Here is an 18,696-nt window from a genome sequence, read left to right on the forward strand (position 1 = left end):
AACTGCAGAAACTGGCTGGTCTATCGCCAGATTCGATAGCCGAACACTCGCCCTCAGAGCATCCGCCTCGGCTCCTGCGCCGTCGGCTCAATCCCGCACTCGTCGCTGAGATCGTGGAGAAGTATCAGTCCGGCGCGACGACACCAGCTCTCTGTACCGAGTACAGCCTCTCGAAGGGCGGAGTACTGAAACTACTCCGCGACGAAGGTGCTCAGCTTCGCTGCCAGCCACTCACCGACGAGCAGGTCCGCGAAGCCACTGCACTTTATGGCGACGGCAAGTCGCTCGCAGCAATCGCCAAGCACTTCGACGTCAGCTACAACGGCGTACGCCAAGCCTTCGTTCGGGCAGGTATTCAGCGCCGGCCTCGCGGAGGGAGTCGAACCTAGGCAACTCGAATAAATCAGACCTGCTTCCGCCAGCTCTCCGCGACCTCGAGAAGTTGGCCGCACTGGCCGTCTTGGCGCCCGCCACGCTGGCGGCAGATGGCGCGCCAGCGTGGCGTCTGGGTCGAAGACTCGGCGCGGATACTCGCTCGGAGACTGCTGCCAAATACTGCGGGGACGCCACGACTCCAGCCCTGTGCTCGGAGTACAGCTTGTCGAAGTCTGGCGTTCTGAAGCTCCTCCGGGATGAAGGGGTCGAGCTTCGACGTCGGCCTTGACGGGCAGTCAAGTCCGACGTGCCATCCAGCCCGAAGCGGCCTCCAGCGATTGCACGCGTCTTACGCCGGGGGGCTTACCCGGATGGGGGACCGGAGCTCCGGCGTCCGCTCACCTCGGCGAGTCGGTTCGCGTGATACGAATCGCCGAGGTGAGCTGGCCGTGAGCTGTTATTTCACCTTCACCACCATGGTCTCGGATGAAGTCTCCCCCACAGCATTCACCAAGATCAGCGTATAGCGATAGCTTCCTGCTACCCGACCGGTGACCAATGTGGTCGTCTTCTGGGCGGCCGGCGTAGCGGATGTGAGTGACTTCTCGTCGATGAGGACATCATTCTCAAGAAGCCGATATGAGGTAGCGTTCGTCCCCCACCACATATTCCCCGTGACAGTGTAGGCACCGTCTCCATCCCAGTTGTCGTTACTCAGGACGGCTTTGCCTGGGGCGGCATTAGTCACCTGGACGACCAAAGACTTCGTTGCCGTTGAGCCTCTGGCATTAATCAGCTCACCAGTGTACGTGTAGGTACCGTTTGCTTTACCTTCGACCAATACACTCACCTTCTGCGCCTTCGGCGCCTCTGGGCTGGGGTAATCGGTCGCGATAAGTTTGCCGTTCTCATACAGCCGGAACATGCCGCCATTTGAGCCCCACCACATATCCATCACGACGCTATACGTACCGCCACGCAGACCCGTTATGTGGCCTTGGTCGGTCGAAAGCACGCCGACTCCGGGCGCGGATTTGCTGCCCTCTTCAGGGAAGACGGTCACAGTGGTGGTGACCTCGGTGCTGAGCCCAGCATTGTCGACGGCGCGCGCGGTGATAACAACATCCCCTCGACGACCCTTGAGATCGATCGATTGGGTGGCGTCGACCACTTGGTCGTCGACGGTCGCGGTGAACGAGCGCACACCATACCCGTCATCCGTGGCGAGTATCTTCAGCGGCTGGTTGTCTGGGATCAGAGATCCGGTGTCGGGCAGGCCGGTGATGATCGGAGCAGTCTCGTCCATCGGTGAGGTCGGGCCTCCGTCCGGGCAAGCATCAAGCAGACGCTCGTCGGTCCGCGGGCCGGTGCCGGGCTCAAGGCTCAGCACGTGGCAACCGGCGGGCACATCGTCCACCCGCAGATACCCGCGTTCCCATGTCGCCGGGGTCGCACGACCGTCCAGGTAGACAATCGGTTCGCGATCTTCGGCTGCTCCAGGAACGAAGGCGCGCGCAACGGTGTTTCCAGGGACGTGGACAGCGATGTCGGTTCGCCCGTCGTGAGTGTGGTGGGCGACGCCAATCGAACCCTTCAGGGTGGGTAGTCGAACTGATGCCCATTCGACAGCGGCTGGTTGGGGACGGACGTCGAAAGTCGCATAGCCCGGAACTGTCGGGCGAATTCCAAACATGCCTTGCGGAATGTTGTACGCCGGCGATGCAGCCCAAGGGTGAGAGTACGTCAGATTACCTTTGAGGCTAGAGTCCCAGGCTTCAGCGGTCGCCCCCGCGCCTTTGTTTATCATGTTCATCCAACTTCGCAGTCCGGTACTCGTAAGCATCGCGTGCGCAACATCGGCTCGGTCCCCGTCGTAGAGCGCCTCAAGGACGAAGGCCGCGCAGTACACGCTGCATGCCATCCCCCGCGACTCGATGTATGACGCAGCCTGCGCTGCGCGCTGTTCGTCGGCAAGACCAAAGGCCGTTGCGAATACCGTTGCCTGGATCGCAAAATGATCGATCGATGAGCCGTCGGCATTGAGCCCGTCGCGCCATGCCCCCTTCGTTGTGTCGAAAAGACGCTCATTGGCCGCCGAACGCAGACGTTGGGCAATCGTGGTGAACTCTGCGGCATCGTCATTTTTACCCAGCGCGGTCGCGATAGCAGCCATGTCGACGTAGCTCTGATGGCCTATGGCGTTGATGACCGTGTTGTACGGCCGGAAGACGTAGCCGTCCCGCTCGCTGCCGGGCCAGTCGACGATGTCACAATCCGTGCAGCTGTTGGCTCCGTTCGATCCGGAGTTCTTGCGAATCAGACCTGTACTTGGTTCAACCCAGCGAGTAGGAAGCTTTGCCTTGAGACTGTTGTAATTCCGGGCCAACGCAGTGGTATCACCAGTTTGCGTGTAACTGTCGTGGAACGCGAGGATGGTATACATGGGCCATTCCGTGGGCCACGTTCGACCGGTCAGAAGGTACTCCAACGAGTAATTGCCGAGTGTGGGATCGTCTGAAACGTAGAAGTTCGCCATCATTTGCAGATACGAGTCGGCTTCGTAGGCGTCGCGTTCTCGCGTCCAGGAGTCGACATAGAGGTTGTGGTTCGTCGCGTCTACCGTGTGACGTGACAGCTCCCACACCTTGACCAAGTTGTCATCGGACGAGGAGAACGCTGCACCCTCGGGGTCAAACGGATAAACTTGTGCCAGCGCAGGGAAGTCGTTTGCGGTCAGACCTGTCGGGGCCCCTTGGACCTCCGCGTAGCGAAATACTCGCATTCCCCACGTCTCGAGCTGCTGACGTCCGTCGCGAAGAGTCCACTTGTCCTGGTAGGTGTTGCCGGTGTTCATCGCGAATCGCACGGTTTCCGGAGCGGACAGCACTTCACCGAAACGCAGGTCAAGGATCTGACCATTGACTCCTTCGAGGTCGAGGCTCAGCCCGCCGATCCAGGTACGTCCGTAATCGAGGAAGTAGTTGCCCGGCGATTTCTCGACGATCCGCTCGGGCAGCTGCAACTGTTGCGTCACTTTGGCGGTCGGAGTTGCTTCGAGATCGGAGAAAACGTTCTTGGCTTCAGCCCGCGTCCACCGCGAGTCGTCGAAGCCAGGCTCCGAGAACCCAGTGGGGTATGACGCGGCATTGATGTTTTCTTTCGGAGCTGTGAAGTATTGTGTGCCGATACTGCCGGCCGCGGGGAATACCCGACTGCCATTGAGCGTTTTCCAATCCGTCGTCGTACCGAACGTTTCGCGGGAACCATCGGAGTACTCGACCACAAGGTGAGACTGAAAGCGCTTGTCAGTCGTCGTGTAGGCGAGAGCACCGAGGCTGTTGGTTGTCCCGCGTCGCAGGAGGCCGGTCACGTCGAAGCCGTCGTACCTCGTCTCACGCGCAATCGGCTGCGTCGGCCCCAGGCCGACGAACTCCCCGTTCAACCACATCTTGTACACGAACTGACGGGTGGGTGCAGTGGAAGCTGCGGTGGCGTAAACAGTGGCCCAAGCAATATCTTTATCGGCGATGTCAATATCACCGCGAAAGAAAGACCAGTCGGTGGACCCCGCCGAGTAAATACAATTCTGACCGGATCCTACGGCAAGGCGGCCGTCCACCGTCGACGCACACGGAAAATCCGCGGACGCAGCGTCGTAGTTATCTGAGTAAAGAGAGCCGCCATCCGCTGAAGTCACCCGAAGATTATCCCAGGAATTTCTTTCTGAGCCTCCGGTGCGGAATCCGAAGTAACCTGTCGCGTAAGAGTCAGGCACGGCCGTTTCGTCGATCTTTCGGTCGTTGAGGAACGTGCTGATGCGGTTTCCGGACGCAATGATCTTGAACCTGTAGGTGGTGCCATTGATCAAAGACTCGCCCAACGGGACAGACTTCAGCTGCGTGAACGAGTTTCCCGCGCGGGTGTGTGGCGCAAGAGTATTGGCTCCGTTCCCACGAAACTGCCACATTAGATAGTTGCTTGAATCCCGAGCTCGCAGAACGATCGTTGCGTTCTGCGCTTCCACCCGGAAGTCGCCCTCCACGGTGTAATCCGACCATGTGACTGCGTTCGGGGCCCAAATAGGTGTCGTTCCCGTCCATTCATCCGTTGCCGTCCCGAAGCGAGACGGAGCGGACCACGGGGACACAACATCGCCATCCCAGGTGCGGACCCGCCATACGTATCCTTCCGCAGGCGTGAGAGCGGGACCGGCGTAGGCAACGTTGGTACTGGCTGAAGATTCGACTCGCGCGGAATCCCAAACTGGGGCGCGAGACAGATCAGACTCGTTCAACGCGAGCTGTACCTGGTAGGCGCTCTGACGTGCAGAGCCCACGCGCCATCCGAGTAGGGGTGCCGACAGATCGGCGACATCGCGGGGTGAGGGCAATTGATTGACAGTCAGCGATTCTGGCGCCTCCGAGGACTCCATCGCCACAGCCACATCGCCATCCGACAGCGGGGACACGCCAGGAACGGTCACTGACGCGAGCAGGACGGCCATAGTCAACACACCGATTCGGCGCAGGCTTAGTTTCATCAACGGGCTCCTTCGTCCGGTGAAACGTTTCAGGTTGCGTCGAATGTACACTGGACTGCGCATGAGGGCAACGAACCTGAAGAACATCGCCATCGTCTAGGAATTTTTGCGTCGAACTCAAGCAAGCCGACTACTGGTGCGGGCGTCCGCTGCCGGGATCACCGATGATCAAGACGGAAGCTTGAGAGACACGTGGCAGCCACCAACGACGCACTTCACGACGCCGACGACCGGCGGCATTCGATGAGCATGAGGACGGTCTACGGTTGTGGCGCGTCACCGCATCGGTAGCACCTCGAGGCGCGGCTCCTCACCTTGGCCCAGCACCAGACCGCGGCCATGCGGCAGCATCTTCCCGACCGATTCCTGCGACTTCGACCCGGGTTTTACACTTGACCGCACCGCTTGAGTCACCCCAGCTGCTCAGCCACTCCGTCGCTGGCGCGAATGCGCAACGTGAAGGCGACGCCCGACGGCGTGTTTGCGACGGTGATGGCACCGCCGCTCGCCTTCATTATCGACCGACTGACCGCGAGTCCGATCCCCGTACCCGGAGTACTGTTCTTGACATTCGTTCCGCGGTAGAAGCGGTCGAAGATCCGTTCCATGTCGAGTGGCTCGATGGACGGCCCATCATTTCCCACCGAGACCTCGACGAAAGAGTGCGCAACCACGGCGGAAACTCTGATGGTACTGCCCCCAGGTGAATACTTCACGGCATTACCTAGCACATTCCCTAGCGCCTCGACAAACCCGTCTCTATCCATGAGACCTGTAAGGCTTGCGGGCACGTCGACGATCCACTTCCGTGCGACACCGTCTTGCGTTCCTCGGGCGACGTCGACGCCAGACTCGATCAAGTCACTCAAATCCAACCGCTCTATCCGCGCCTCCGTGAGGTCCCGCATGCCGTTCAGCATCGATGAGCTGAGCGCTATCAAGTGTTCGGCGTTGCGCGCGATAACTCGGAGGGGACCGCGCACTTCCGGGGCAGCCTCGCGGTCGACAATCATGTCGACATAGCCGACGATCGAGGTCAACGGCGTGCGCAGCTGATGAGACAGCGTCGCCATCGCATCTTCTCGTTCGCGCGCCGCTCTCACAATCTCCGTCACATCCTGAGCGATGAGTGCTGAACCCATGTCGGAAGCGTCTTCGCGACGCAACTGACGGCCAGATACGAGAATCGCAGACTGATCCCCCGGCGGACCTACCCAGATGAGTTCCGAGTCGATCTCGCGTCCATCGAGGAAGCGATTTAGAGGTTGCGCGTCCTCGGGCAATAACGTGGATTGGTCCTTGCCATATATCTGACTGTCCGTACGCTCTGATGCGCCTCCCGAGTAGCCACCCAGAACGCTGAGGCGCTGATTCTTGAGGAGTGGCTTTCTGTCGACGTCGAGGATGAGTATCCCTGCATTGACTGTGTCAGCAAATGAACGAAGGATGAGCGAAAGCCGTTCGACATCATCCAAAGCGGCGCTCCGTTTAGCAATAGCGCTGTCACGTTCAGCGCTAGCGCGAAGATAGCGACGAGCGATTACATAGCCAAGGACGGCGGAGAGCGGTATGACGACCGCAAAGGCCATCGCTGAGGCCAATTCTCCTTCATTCCCTCCGACGAGAACGAGAGGGGCGAACGCAACTGCGTATGACCCCAAGATCGCTACCACGAGACCCAGTCGCCCGCCAACCATTGCCAGCCAAACGGCCGGCACGCTTGCCAGCGCGGCAGAGGCCTGCAGCTCCGGGTAAAGCGCCGCCGATAGATAGCCAACCCCAGTCAGATTCAACGTTGCCATGACTGACTGCCAACGAACATGGATTCGTTCCCACGGCATCGAAACACTAGCGACGGTCGCCAAGAGAATGAGGCCAGCCCCCGCACAAAGCGGCAGTCGGTCGATCACTAAACCGCAACTCAAGGCGACCGCCACAATGAGCGCAGAACAGACGGTGACCGGTAACTGAGTCCTGACCAGAAGACCGAGACGCGGCCATCGGTCGGATGAAATGGCTAGCGTGTGCGGCACCCCAATGTGTCCCCTCTAGCGTGTACGGCCTGCGCGCGCACACGCAGTTGGAGAACTATATAGGAGTCGCCCCCTATGGTGGGGCCTCGCACGCGCGGCCGCTGCTGGCCTAGACGGAACCTCGGTCACGCGCCAGCGGTGAGATGACACCAGAGCCCTCCCCCAGAAGTAGGTCCAGCCCACCGCAACTCGAACGGATGGGTACTTCTGCCGCCACCCCCGGTCGAACTGCTCAAATTAGCTTGCCTAGTACCGCATAAGGCTCTCTCAATCTCACCCCCAGAGCGGTCGCCTGGGCTCCTGCGGCGGCGACTCGATCCTGCGCTCGTCGCTGAGATCGTCAAGAAGGATCAGTCCGAGGCGACGACCCCGTCACTCTGCTTACCGAGTACACCCTCTCTAACGGCGGCCTGCTGAAACTGCTCCGAGACGAAGACGCCCAGCTGCGCTGTCAGCCGCTCGCAGACGACCAGGTCCGTCAAGTCATCGCGCTATAGACCAACAGCGCGTACCTCGCAGCTTTCGCCACCTAGTTCGACGTCAGCTGCAACGGCGTCCGCCAAAGTGGGATCCGAGCCGGTATCGAGCAGCATTCGCGTGACGGCAGATCCCGCTAAGAGGCCCGCGACCTTCTGCGCAAGAAACCGGTTAAGCACCAGTTGATGGTGCGACGGATGTCAGGAGCAAACCGGGAAACTTAGCGGTCACCCAGCAGGCCCGATTTGGGAGGTCACCGCTCGACGCACCGCTTCGCCGCAGGCGAACGTCCGAGCTGTGTCCTGGTCGATGGGTGGTGTGATAGCCATCAGATGGTCTCGCCGGCGTCGGCGAGCAGAGTGCTTCCCGTCATGATCATCGAGAGGTCGCTCACGCAGAAGAGGACCACGCGGGCGATGTCGTCCGGTGTTCCGAGTCGCCCGATCAGACTCTGCGTCATGGCCTCGGGCACGGTGGACGGGTCGCCGGCCTCCCCCGCGCGATCGGCCATCGCGGCCGCCGCCGCCGCGATGTTCCCCTCCGTCGGCACGTACGAGGGGGCAACCCCGAGCACGCGGATTCCCCGTGGCGCCAGTTCCAGTGCGAGCTGCTTGGTGAGACCCCGGACGGCGTGCTTGGAGGAGACATATGCCGACATCCCCGCCGCCACGCCGCGGAAGCCCGCTGTCGAGACGATGTTCACGACGACCCCTCCGTCGGCCATCGTCCGCACCGCCGCTCGAGCCCCGTTGCGCACCCCTCGGGTGTTCACGGCGAACACCTGGTCCCAGTGCTCGTCGCTCATCTCGCCGACGGTTGCGCTCGGGAAGACGCCCGCGTTGTTGACCCACACGTCGATGCCTCCGAGGCGTTCGACGACGGCGGCGGCGGAGGAGTCGACGGATGCCGAGGACGCGACGTCCATCGCGACCCCGATGGCGTCGATGCCGAAGTCGGCGATCAGGTGCGTCGCCGCTGCGCGCGCCCGATCCTCTTGCAGGTCGGCGACGGCGACGGCGGCCCCTGCCTCCGCGAGGCGGCGAGCGATCGCGAAGCCCAGTCCTTGCGCCCCGCCGGTCACCACGACGCGACGCCCGGTCAACGAAAGGAGAGCCGTGAGAGGAGAGGCCGAGACATCGGCGAACGGGAACGTCACGCCGTCACCGCCCGGGCGAGCGCGTTCCGCTGGGCGACGGATCCCAGCCAGGCGAGGCTCGGCTTCGGGTGACGCGTGAAGTCATCGCGATCGACGGCGATCAGACCGAATGTCGGTTCCCAGTGGCCCCATTCGAAGTTGTCGAGCAACGACCAGTGCAGGTACCCGCGCACGTCGATCCCCTCGTCGATCACCTGCGCGAGGCCCCGCAGCGCCTCGTCGGTGTATCGGATCCGCTCCGTGTCGTCGGCCGTCGCGATGCCGTTCTCCGTGACCATGATCGGGGTGTGCTCGCTGACCTTCCAGGCATGCCGCACCGCCATTGCGAGGGCATCCGGGCGGAAGGCGGTGCCGACGAGGGTGTTGTCGGGCGCGGAGGGGTGCGGAACGAGGCCGTTCGCGTCGACCTGCTGCGACGAGTAGGCCTGGACGCCCACGAAGTCGTCTTCGCGACTCCCCTCCCAGTAGACGTCCTCCTTGCCGTACCGGATCTCCTCGAGCTTCCGCTCGCCGCCCGGTGCCGCCGTGAGGGCTCCCGCTGCGATCGTCCATCCGACCTTCGCCGACGTGCGCCGACGGACGATGTCCCGCGCCGCGTGATGGATGCGCGTGAACGTGCGGCCGATCTCCGGGTCGGCGTACGTCAAGAAGTCGCTGTGCGTCTGCTTCTCTTCCCGGTCGCCCTCGGCCTCCACGGTGGGACTCGTCCACGATCCACCGCCGCTCTGCAAGCGCCGCATCGCGGTCATGATGGCGGCCTGCATGTTGGGCTCGTTGATGGTCACGACCCATTCGACGCCATCGAGAATGTCGCACGCCCGTTCGACGAAGGCGCTGAAGAGGTCGAGGGCTTCCGGGGCGTCCCAGCCGCCGGCCTGCGCGAACCAGTTGGGGGTCGTGAAGTGCTGCAGGGTGACGACCGGCGTCACACCGTTCTCGAAGCAGAACTCGATGACCCGCCGGTAGTGGGCCAGCTCGGCTCGCGAGAACGAACCGCGCACGGGCTCGATCCGAGCCCATTCGAGGCTGAAGCGGTAGGAGTCGAGGCCGGAGCCAGCGAGAAGGCTGATGTCCTCGCGGTATCGGTGGTAGCTGTCCACCGCGTCCCCGGAGAGCTCCATTCCGGGCATCATCTGCTCGCGGGCCCACCAGTCGCTATTGACGTTGTTGCCTTCGATCTGGTGGCCTGCGGTCGCGGCTCCCCACAAGAAGCCGTCGGGGAATTCAGTCATGTCGTCTCTTTCGTCGAGAGGAGTCAGCGCGCGCTGAGCTGGAGTTCGGAAGCGGGCACCGTGCTGGCGAAGTCATACCGACCCGCCTGGCACACGTGGGTGCGGCCGTCGGGCAAGATCACCCGGGCGATCGTTGCGGGCGGGACCTGGACGTGCAGGTGGAAGTCGGAATCGTCGCGCCGCCACTCCACCTCGATGGGACCGCGCGGACCCAGATGGCTGCCCCGCGCCCACGTGACGGTCGGGCCGGGCACCGGCTGGACGACCACGCCTTCCCACGCGATGCTGTCGTCGTCCTGCCGCAGACCGAGGGTGTGCGTGTGCAGAAACCGCACCACCGCGCCCTTGCTGTAATGGTTGAGAGAGTCGTGCGCGTCGCCGTTCTCGTCAATCCCCTCCCAGTCCTCCCAGATCGTCGTGGCGCCCTTGTCGACCATGTACAGCCAGGACGGGGCGGTGCGCTGTGCGAGAAGGGCGTAGGCGACGTCGGCACGGCCCGCATCCGCAAGCACGGGAAGCAGATCGCCCGTCGAGAGGAACCCCGTCCCGAGATGGGTGCCGGCTTCTTCGATGAGCTCCACGAGTCGCTCGACCGCGGCATCCCGCATCTCCTCGGGGATGAGACCGAACGCCAGCGCCCGCACGTACGCGGCCTGGGTATCGGCCACCGTCGTCGCATCGGGACGCAGGTACGCGCGGCGCCAAGCGTCGCGCACGCTGTCCGCGATCGACACGTATCTCATCGCCTCGTCGGGACGACCGAGAATACCGGCGATGCGCGCAAGGGTGGCCGTCGAGCGGAAGAGGTAGGCCGTTCCCACCTCGCCCTTGTCTGACATGAACCACGCCCGGGGGTCGTGGCCGAGAGGGTCGATGAGCCGCCCCTCGGCGTCGCGCTGCTTCGGTTCGGTCCATTCCCCCCAGTGGAAGGAGCCGTCCCACAGGAACTGATCGAAGGGTCGGGCCTCACCCTGGGCGCGCGAGTGGTGGCGAGCGGACCGGGCGATCTCGAGTGCCCACTCGACCCAGCGGGTCATCGCCTCGAAGTTGTCTGCGAGGAGCTCGGTGTCGCCGTACGCCGCGTACATCTCCCACGAGACGGAGACGATGGCATCGCCCCATCCGGCAGAGCCCGTCATCATCGCGAACTGGTCATCGAGATGGCGCTTGATCTGGCGCCCGTCCGGAGAGAAGTTGGCGATGCGTCCGTCGTCGAGCTGGTCGTCGCGAACCGATCGGAGCCACTTGGCGGTGAAGCCGCGCACGTCGTACAGGCGTGTCACCGTCGGCGCGAAGACACCGTAATCGCCGGTCCACGCGAGTCGCTCCCGGGTGGGGCAGTCCGTCGGGACGTCGACGGCGTTACCCAGGAAGCTCCAGCGGGCGATCTCGTGGAGTCGGTTGAGATCGGGGTCGCTGCAGGCGAAGTCGCCGACCCGCACGAGGTCGGTGTGCACCACCTGCATGGTGGCGGTGGTCGGGTCGAAGGCGCCGCCTGCTCGCGTGACTCGGGCGAACTGGAACCCGTGGACGGTGTGCCGTGGCTCGAAGACCTCATCGCCCCCGCCCGCGATGACCTCGTCTCGCTGAAGGAAGGGGATCGGCGCTTCCCCGGGCCGAGCGGAGTCGAGGTGCGACGTCGACAGGTCGCCGTCCGCGTCGAGGTACTCGCCGTAGTCGATGACCGTGCGGGTGCCCGGGCTCCCGAGCTCGGTCATCCTGAGCCACCCCGACGCGTTCTGGCCGAAGTCGAGCACCCACGTGTGATCCGCGATACGTCGCGAAGCGACGACCTCGCGCTGCGCGACGACCCGCACCGGCGGGGCGGGCGACCACTCGATGGGCGGCGCCTCGACCCGTCCCACAGCCACCGGTCGGGAGGCTGACGGCTGCTGCGTCAGATCTTCCGACTGTCCCGCCATGAGGTCCGCTCGCGTGATGCGCGACCGGACCCAGGACCACGTCCCATCGGTCACGACCACCGTCGACGCGCCGTCGGAGGCCTCCACGTGCACTTCGGCGCGCACGCCGGTGACAGTCCCCCACTGCGCGGGAAGTCGGAACGCCCCGACCTGTCCACGGAACCAGCCGTCGGACAACTCGATCTCGATGCGGTTCGACCCCGTTCGCAACAGGGCCGAGATGTCGTGCGCCTGCGCGTAGAGAGTGCGGTCGTACGACGTCGACCCGGGCACGAGCTCGTCCGAGCCCACGCGTTCGCCGTTCACGGTCACGGTGTAGACGCCGAGTGCCGTGGCATACAAGCGCGCACGCGTCACCGTCCGGTTCAGCTCGAAGACCCGGGAGAGGAGGAAGGCGGGACGCGCGCCGTACTCCTCGCCACCGTCATCGTCTGGAGAGATCCAGGATGCCGTCCAATCGGCATTCAAGAGCCCGACCTCAAAGGACGAGCGCTCGGACCACTTCGACGACCCCGCCGACCGAACCCGCCATACGACGCGCGCACGGCTGGGAAGGGACGAGAAGGGCCAGGGCACGAACCGGTGGCCTCCGACCTCGGCGTACGAGAGGACACCCTCATCGACACGCGCCTCAATCTCATATCGCGCGTCGACGGGGTCGTCGTGCATCCACGACAGGCGTGGTGCGCCGTCGGTGACGACGATGTCATCGCCGCCGGCGTCGACGGAAAGTGAGTAAGGAACAGCGTCGACGGTCATCGAACGGACTTCACTTTGAGCAGGATGAGCAGCCCACCGATCAGGGCGAAGGCTGCCCCGACGAGGTAGAGCAGCGTGTAGTTCTTCTCCGCACCCACCGCGCCGATGGTGATGACGACACCCGCGATCAACGGCGCCACGGCGCTGGGGATCTTCTGGGCGAACTGCGTCACCGCCATATACCGCCCGGCCTGATCGCGGTCGGGGAGGATGGCGTAGATGATCGCCTGATCCACCGTGGCGAAGACGGCGATCGCGAGCTGCATGAGGACGGCGCCGACGATGATCTGCGGCAGCGACCATGCCGTCGCCTCGGCCACCGCGCCGCCCACGAAGAGCAGCGCCGCGAGCATCACGAACAAGCGACGTCGCTGCAGCTTGTCGGAGAGGAATCCGCCGACGATCGCACCCGCTGCAGCCGCGACGACACCGATCATGCCGACCGTGGCGACGATGCCCGCCACCTCCCTCACCGGCAGATCGAGACGCTGCGAGTAGAAGAACGTCCCGAACGTCGTGTTGAAGTACAAGCCGACGAAGAAGACAAAGCGGCCGACCCAGTTCCATCCGAAGTCGGGATACTTGCGCGCGTTAAAGCCATAGCTGGAGACCACCGACTTCACCGTCATCTCACCCGAGCGGGCGAGGGAAACCGAGCTGCCCTCCGGCTTGATGAGGGGGAAGAGGGCGAGCAGCACGGCGCCGATGACACCGGGCACGAGGAAGATCAGCAGCGTGCTCGACGACACCGCGTAGGCGATGCCGATACCGATCACCGGGGCCACCTGCGTCATCAGACCCGTGAGAGCGGCGACCTTCCCGCGTTGCTTCTCGGGGAGCTTGTCGGCCTGCAGCGTCTGCAATGCGGCGCCGGCGATCGACCACCCGCTCATTCCGAGCACCCATCCGGCACCGACGATCAGCAGGTTGGGGGCGAGCCCGATGACCACGGCCCCGACCACACCGATGGCGAGTCCGAGATAGATGAAGGGCGAACGACGCCCAAAGCGCGACCGCGTGCGATCGCTCCAGATGCCGACCAGGGGGCTGATGACGAGGTAGGCGGCCTGCGCCGTCCCCGTGATGTATCCGAGCACCTCTTCATGCCCCGGCGCCAATTCGGTGATCCGGACAGCGATGCCGTAGGACAGCGGCACCATCATCGCGATGGATGCTCCGAAGCTCGCCAACATGAGCCAGAAGATGTACGACCGGCTCATCGGCGTCGTCGGCTCCCCCGGTGCCGTCGCGAGGGGCAGGCCGTCTCCCTCGAGCGCCGTCTCGTTGCCGGGGAGCGGTTCGGCTGCCGCCAAACCATCGGCCAGGGCGCGAGCCTTCGGATCGTTGTTCGGCACTATGACTCCTTCATCAAGGTGACGTCCCTCGCGGCTTCGCAAGGGCGAGCAGCGGATGAACCACCGCAAAAGTGACCACCGTGGTAACTCTTCGCAGAATGTAACCGATCTGGTTACACTTGGCAAGCAGGATCAGCGAGCCGGAGGAACGCCCATGAACGCGAAGGAGAGTCAGGCGAGGCCGGCGCCCGCCCGCGCCAAGCGGGGGCCCTATGCCACGACGCCCGCGCGCAGAGTCGCCATCGTCGAGGCGGCCTCCGCGAGCTTCGCCGAACACGGCTACGAACGCTCGTCCCTCCGAGACATCGCCGCCCGCGCCAACGTGACGCACGCGGCACTCCTGCGCCACTTCGCGAGCAAGGACGATTTGCTTCTGGCTGCGCTCGCGCGACGTGACGAGCAGGACGAAGAGCTCGCCCGACGGATCATGGAGTCGGACGTCTCGGCTGAGCGCGTGCTGACCTCGGTCCTGCGCGAGGAGTTCGAGCGTCCGGAGATGCAGCGCAACTGGTTGGCCATCACCGTGGCAGCGACCAATCCGGACCACCCGGCCCACGATTTCTTCCTCGCTCGACGCGACAAGATGCGCGCTAACTTCGCCTCAGGCCGACTCGAAACCGCTCTCGATCACGACGAGCTATCCGCGGACGATAAGGTCACCATGGTCCTGGCGATGATCGACGGCCTCCGCATCCAAGCGCTTCTCGACCCCAACCGGGCCGTCCTGCCCCTGCTCGAGCGCTTTATGCGCTTGATCGCGACGACTCAGCGCATCACGTCAAGTAACGCGCAGGCCGCGGGCGGCCTCTGAGACCGCAGCCGTCGGTGTCGGGTTGGCTCTGTGTGTCCGGCTCCAATATAGAAATCAACCCGAACCTGCACGCGCAGATTCGCCCCGACTCGCGGGCGGGTGCCGCCGACGAACGGGCGGAAGAATTCTTCAGTGGCGACTTCCGCGGTCCCGCGACTACCTCGCCGAGTTCGCTGACGATGCCGGCAAACGGTCTCGACGGTAGGTGATATCCGTGTATCCGTGCGCCTCAGGCTCACCCAACGCGTCCAGGCTGACGAACACGATCCGTTCTATTCGAAGAATTCGTGCCCGGGTAACCATGTTGCGTACCTCTGCACGCATCGAGATAGAGGTTCGGCCGAACTGCGTTGCGCGAATACCGAGTTCAATAAGGTCTCCCTGAACGGCAGAACTCACGAAGTCGATCTCCGACATGTATTTTGTGACTGCCCGCGGGTTGCCTATCTGCAGGATTGCGTAGATCGCTGCTTCTTCATCGATCCAACGAAGAAGGCTCCCTCCAAACAGTGTGCCGTGAGCGTTGAGGTCCTCTGGACGCACCCAACGGCGCGACCGGAAGGTGACATCTTCCTCAGCGTCCGCCACGTCAACCTCGGGCGGGCGGAACGATGACGTCACGCACGAGCGCATCGAGCTCAGCGCTCGCCTCCAAAAACTGCCGGAGCGTGTTCCGGGCTGCGCCGAAATAACCGAAGTCCTCAGCTTTCAATCCGTCCGGCTCGTAGGCCCGGACAAACTCCGAGAGAGACAACAGTTCCGATAGGACCCCGGCAGGCACGGGCTCGGAGATGCGCTCTCGCACAACGAAGCCGTTTTCGTTGATCCGGGCCTGCCAATCGAAAGGCGGTGAAACGACCAGATCTCCGCCTATAAGCTCGGACCAGTGCAGGTGGTTTCGGAAGGCCGCAGACAGGATCCGACTGCGGAACCCCCGCTCGCGGAAGATCTCATATGCGCGCTTCAATGCGGCGACGCCAGCCCACTCAAGTGCGCCTGGTTCGACGAGAATTCGATTCTCGGATGCCCACAGCTTGAGCCAGTCGTCGAGGCGTCCGCCCATGATCGTGACCACGTGACCAAATTCTTGGTCGGGAAGTCCTTGAGCGGCACGCCGGTCCATCGCGCGCTCCAAGGCTTCTCCCACCGCTACCGCCTGCGCGACAGTGAAAGAGAGAGTCGCGTTGATGCTCACACCTCGGTATGCAGCCTCTTCCATCGCCTGGATTCCGACGGCCGTGGCCGGAATCTTGACGATGATGTTCGGAGCCAGCTCTGAGAACTCCACAGCCTGCCGGACGAGAGCCGCTGCGTCCCGGTGTAAACGCGGGTCTGTCTGGATTGAAAGCCGACCGTTTCGCCCACCTGACTCATGAAACTTCATGAGCAGTTGCTGCGACGCCTGGACCGAAAGTTCACGCACTGCGGCCCAGCCGAGTTCCGATTCAGACCAAGTCGGTTGTGAGGCGGCGAGCGCGCGAAGCCACGGCTCCCACTGGGCCGGATTTCTTTTGATCGCGGCGTAGGCAATGACCGGATTGCAGGTGGCGCCCACTGCTCCCAAGCGAATGGACTCCCGGAGCTCCTCCGGATCGGCGGAATCATTCCAGAGAGCCGTCGGATATCTCCGAGTCATTTGCATGAAGGGCGCTGGCGCCTCGTCAGTAGTTGGCATCAGCGGGCGTCTTCCTTCGAACTGGGGACGGCGAGCTCACCTGTCACGTACTGTGCGCGCCCGAAGCCGAACGACCAATCCTGCGGACCGTTCTCGACATATCCAATGAAGACGTCTTCGCCCGCAACCCCCACCGACTCCAATCGTCGAGCGATCTCCTTGAACAGGGCCTGCTTCGTCTCGTCCGAACGGCCCCGTTGGGTGAAAATCTGAATGATCACCGGATCGGTTCGCTCGAAGCCGAGCCCAGCGTCCTCAGCCACGATGGTCTCCGCATCGCGGCTGGTGACGACCTGGAAACGATCGCGCTCCGGTATGCCATACACGGCGACAATTGCGCGGTGGATGGCGTCCGAGATGGCGGTCGAGTTGGTTCGCGCACGGCTGTGGTCAATTCGAACAAGGGGCATCGCGAGCTCCGATCTTTGTCCTGACATAGTTACATGAACGTCGGGCGCACGCAAACAGTTGCCCAGCGGGAGCGGTCATGGCAGAATGTCCTTACATTTGACCGTAGCGCGCCGCACTTCGAGGATGGCGGGCTGCCCCCTACGCAAAGGAGCGTCCGAGTGTCGCACTCCCGCACACCCGTCACCAGCGACTCACGTCCCCCAGGTTTCAAGGGCTTCCTGACACGGCTGACCGTCATCTCGACCCTGGGCGGATTGCTTTTCGGCTACGACACGGGAGTGATTTCCGGCGCGCTTCTGTACATGCGTGATGATCTAGCGATGTCGACGTCGGAGGAGGCGTGGGTCGTCAGCTCGCTGCTATTCCCCGGGGCCGCTTTCGGAGCACTCCTGGGTGGTCGCATCGCGGATGCTTTGGGACGCAAGCGGAGCTTGCTCGTGTGCGCGGCAATCTTTCTGATCGGCGCACTGGGTTGCGCGGTGGCCCCGAACGTTGCCCTGATGGTCGTAGCGCGCATCTTCCTTGGGTTTGGTGTTGGGGCAGCTGCGGTAGCGTGCCCCCTGTACCTAGCTGAGATGGCGCCGGCAGACCGCCGCGGTCGAATGGTCACGATCAACGAGCTCATGATTGTCACGGGCCAGCTCCTGGCCTTCGCCATCAACGCCCTTCTGGCGGTCGTCATCTCGGACACGCACGTGTGGCGCATCATGCTCGGCGTCGCCAGCATCCCAGCAGTCATTCTTCTCGTCGGCATGCTGGTCCTCCCGGAATCCCCTCGGTGGTTCGCTGCTCGCGGTCGTCTCGATGAAGCTCGGCGAGTACTGGCCCGCAGTCGCAGCAACGCCGAGCTGGAGTCAGAGATGTCTGAGATCGCTCAAACCGCCGCGATTGAAGGAAACGCACGTCGGCACGCGTGGAAGGCCCTACGCGACAACCGATGGATGCGCCGTCTGCTGTACATCGGCTTCGGCTTAGCCGCTATCCAGCAGGCAACCGGTATCAACACCGTCAACTACTACGCTCCAACCATCCTGACCCAGACGGGGCTGGGCGACGAAGCTGCCCTCATCGCCACCATCGGTGTCGGTCTGACAAGTGTCACCATGACAATTGTCGGCATCTGGCTGCTCGGTTTTGTTGGTCGTCGCACCATGCTGCTCATCGGCTTCAGCGGCGTAGTGGGCGCCCAGGTCATCTTGTCCCTTGTGTTCTTGCTTCCTCATTCGGACGCCGTGAGCTACATCATCCTCGGAGCGATGATGCTGTTCGTTGCCTTCGTGCAAGGGTTCATCGGAACGGTTGTATGGCTGCTGCTGAGCGAGATTTTTCCGTTGGCGATTCGCGGCTTGGCAATGGGTCTGGCCGTCTTCGTCCTGTGGACGGTGAATGCGACAATCTCGTTCGTCTTCCCGATCATCGTTGAGGGCATCGGCTCGACCTTGACGTTCGCACTCTTCGCTGCAGTGAACGTCGTATCGCTCATCTTCGTCCTCCGAGCCGTCCCTGAAACCAAGGGCCGAAGCCTCGAGACTCTTGAGACCGATTTCCGCACTCAATCCATTCGCACATTGACCCGACGCGAGAGACTGACCGGCGCACGCTAAGCGGTTCTTGCGGCCCGCTCCTCCGGGGCGGGCCGCAACTTTGCTCGAAGCCGAGGTGTCACCTACGGCATCGATGAAAACGCAATCGATCACCTCCGGGACCGCGGCTGCCGCGTTAGCGGCACTAGGAGGCCACTCGTCTCCCACGAACCCACTTCATTGCGAGAAACTCCCGAGCCGCGCGGTTTGGCGCGCGCCCATCGAGCTCGCTCTCCGTGCGGTTTAGTGTGGCAGCGCGCCATCAGTTGGGGAGCAAGACCGCGAGTGGTGAACCGAGATGAACAGCCGCTCGAGTGCGCCGAGGACGGTGAACTTCCTTACTGTGCGGAGTTGTCCGGCTCGAGTG

At 63.2% G+C, this 18,696-nt stretch carries 11 protein-coding genes; 2 read left to right on the forward strand and 9 right to left on the reverse strand.

Annotation, left to right across the window (positions count from 1 at the left end):
* Nucleotides 1-832 precede the first annotated feature (832 nt).
* The 6 genes from AB0230_RS08635 to AB0230_RS08660 all read right to left on the reverse strand — a co-directional run bounded on the left by AB0230_RS08635 (nucleotide 833) and on the right by AB0230_RS08660 (nucleotide 13,849).
* Nucleotides 833-5,008, reverse strand: a complete 4,176-nt coding sequence (locus tag AB0230_RS08635) for a family 78 glycoside hydrolase catalytic domain (RefSeq protein WP_366375167.1) — start codon at nucleotides 5,006-5,008, stop codon at nucleotides 833-835.
* A gap of 317 nt (nucleotides 5,009-5,325) precedes the next feature.
* Nucleotides 5,326-6,825, reverse strand: a complete 1,500-nt coding sequence (locus tag AB0230_RS08640; RefSeq protein WP_366375169.1) for an ATP-binding protein — start codon at nucleotides 6,823-6,825, stop codon at nucleotides 5,326-5,328.
* A 928-nt stretch (nucleotides 6,826-7,753) separates the two neighbouring features.
* Complete coding sequence (locus tag AB0230_RS08645; RefSeq protein ID WP_366375171.1) at nucleotides 7,754-8,581, reverse strand: SDR family oxidoreductase; 828 nt, start codon at nucleotides 8,579-8,581, stop codon at nucleotides 7,754-7,756.
* On the reverse strand, nucleotides 8,578-9,813 hold the full coding sequence (locus AB0230_RS08650; RefSeq protein ID WP_366375173.1) for a family 1 glycosylhydrolase: 1,236 nt from the start codon (nucleotides 9,811-9,813) through the stop codon (nucleotides 8,578-8,580). The genes AB0230_RS08645 and AB0230_RS08650 overlap by 4 nt, the downstream gene beginning before the upstream one ends.
* A 23-nt stretch (nucleotides 9,814-9,836) precedes the next feature.
* Nucleotides 9,837-12,494 (reverse strand): family 78 glycoside hydrolase catalytic domain, encoded by a 2,658-nt coding sequence (locus tag AB0230_RS08655; RefSeq protein WP_366375175.1) that lies wholly within the window; start codon nucleotides 12,492-12,494, stop codon nucleotides 9,837-9,839.
* Nucleotides 12,491-13,849 (reverse strand): MFS transporter, encoded by a 1,359-nt coding sequence (locus tag AB0230_RS08660; RefSeq protein ID WP_366375177.1) that lies wholly within the window; start codon nucleotides 13,847-13,849, stop codon nucleotides 12,491-12,493. The genes AB0230_RS08655 and AB0230_RS08660 overlap by 4 nt, the downstream gene beginning before the upstream one ends.
* A gap of 55 nt (nucleotides 13,850-13,904) precedes the next feature.
* Here AB0230_RS08660 and AB0230_RS08665 point away from each other — a divergent pair, with 55 nt between their 5' ends.
* Nucleotides 13,905-14,660 (forward strand): helix-turn-helix domain-containing protein, encoded by a 756-nt coding sequence (locus AB0230_RS08665; protein ID WP_366375179.1) that lies wholly within the window; start codon nucleotides 13,905-13,907, stop codon nucleotides 14,658-14,660.
* A gap of 156 nt (nucleotides 14,661-14,816) precedes the next feature.
* Here AB0230_RS08665 and AB0230_RS08670 read toward each other — a convergent pair whose 3' ends face one another.
* The 3 genes from AB0230_RS08670 to AB0230_RS08680 are packed head-to-tail and all read right to left on the reverse strand — an operon-like array spanning nucleotide 14,817 to nucleotide 16,745.
* A complete protein-coding gene (locus tag AB0230_RS08670; protein ID WP_366375181.1) occupies nucleotides 14,817-15,248 on the reverse strand; it encodes a hotdog domain-containing protein in 432 nt (143 codons plus the stop codon).
* A gap of 1 nt (nucleotide 15,249) precedes the next feature.
* Nucleotides 15,250-16,335, reverse strand: a complete 1,086-nt coding sequence (locus AB0230_RS08675; RefSeq protein ID WP_366375183.1) for a transaldolase family protein — start codon at nucleotides 16,333-16,335, stop codon at nucleotides 15,250-15,252.
* The gene (locus tag AB0230_RS08680; protein WP_366375185.1) at nucleotides 16,335-16,745 is read right to left on the reverse strand and encodes a tautomerase family protein; all 411 of its coding nucleotides are present in this window, start codon (nucleotides 16,743-16,745) and stop codon (nucleotides 16,335-16,337) included. Before AB0230_RS08680 ends, AB0230_RS08675 begins: the two co-directional genes overlap by 1 nt.
* Before the next feature lie 159 nt (nucleotides 16,746-16,904).
* Here AB0230_RS08680 and AB0230_RS08685 point away from each other — a divergent pair, with 159 nt between their 5' ends.
* Nucleotides 16,905-18,350 carry a sugar porter family MFS transporter gene (locus AB0230_RS08685; RefSeq protein WP_366375187.1) on the forward strand — a complete coding sequence of 482 codons (1,446 nt, stop codon included), beginning with the start codon at nucleotides 16,905-16,907 and terminating at the stop codon, nucleotides 18,348-18,350.
* Nucleotides 18,351-18,696: the final 346 nt, after the last annotated feature.

This window comes from Microbacterium sp. NPDC089190 (genome assembly GCF_040701795.1).
Classification (GTDB): domain Bacteria; phylum Actinomycetota; class Actinomycetes; order Actinomycetales; family Microbacteriaceae; genus Microbacterium; species Microbacterium galbum.

What these genes read in the sequence shown, in the direction of transcription:
- AB0230_RS08655 (WP_366375175.1), bottom strand. Translation starts at nt 12,494, where the DNA reads ATGACCGTCGACGCTGTTCCTTACTCACTTTCCGTCGACGCCGGCGGC.
- AB0230_RS08675 (WP_366375183.1), bottom strand. Translation starts at nt 16,335, where the DNA reads ATGCCAACTACTGACGAGGCGCCAGCGCCCTTCATGCAAATGACTCGG.
- AB0230_RS08635 (WP_366375167.1), bottom strand. Translation starts at nt 5,008, where the DNA reads ATGGCGATGTTCTTCAGGTTCGTTGCCCTCATGCGCAGTCCAGTGTAC.
- AB0230_RS08650 (WP_366375173.1), bottom strand. Translation starts at nt 9,813, where the DNA reads ATGACTGAATTCCCCGACGGCTTCTTGTGGGGAGCCGCGACCGCAGGC.
- AB0230_RS08665 (WP_366375179.1), top strand. Translation starts at nt 13,905, where the DNA reads ATGAACCACCGCAAAAGTGACCACCGTGGTAACTCTTCGCAGAATGTA.
- AB0230_RS08680 (WP_366375185.1), bottom strand. Translation starts at nt 16,745, where the DNA reads ATGCCCCTTGTTCGAATTGACCACAGCCGTGCGCGAACCAACTCGACC.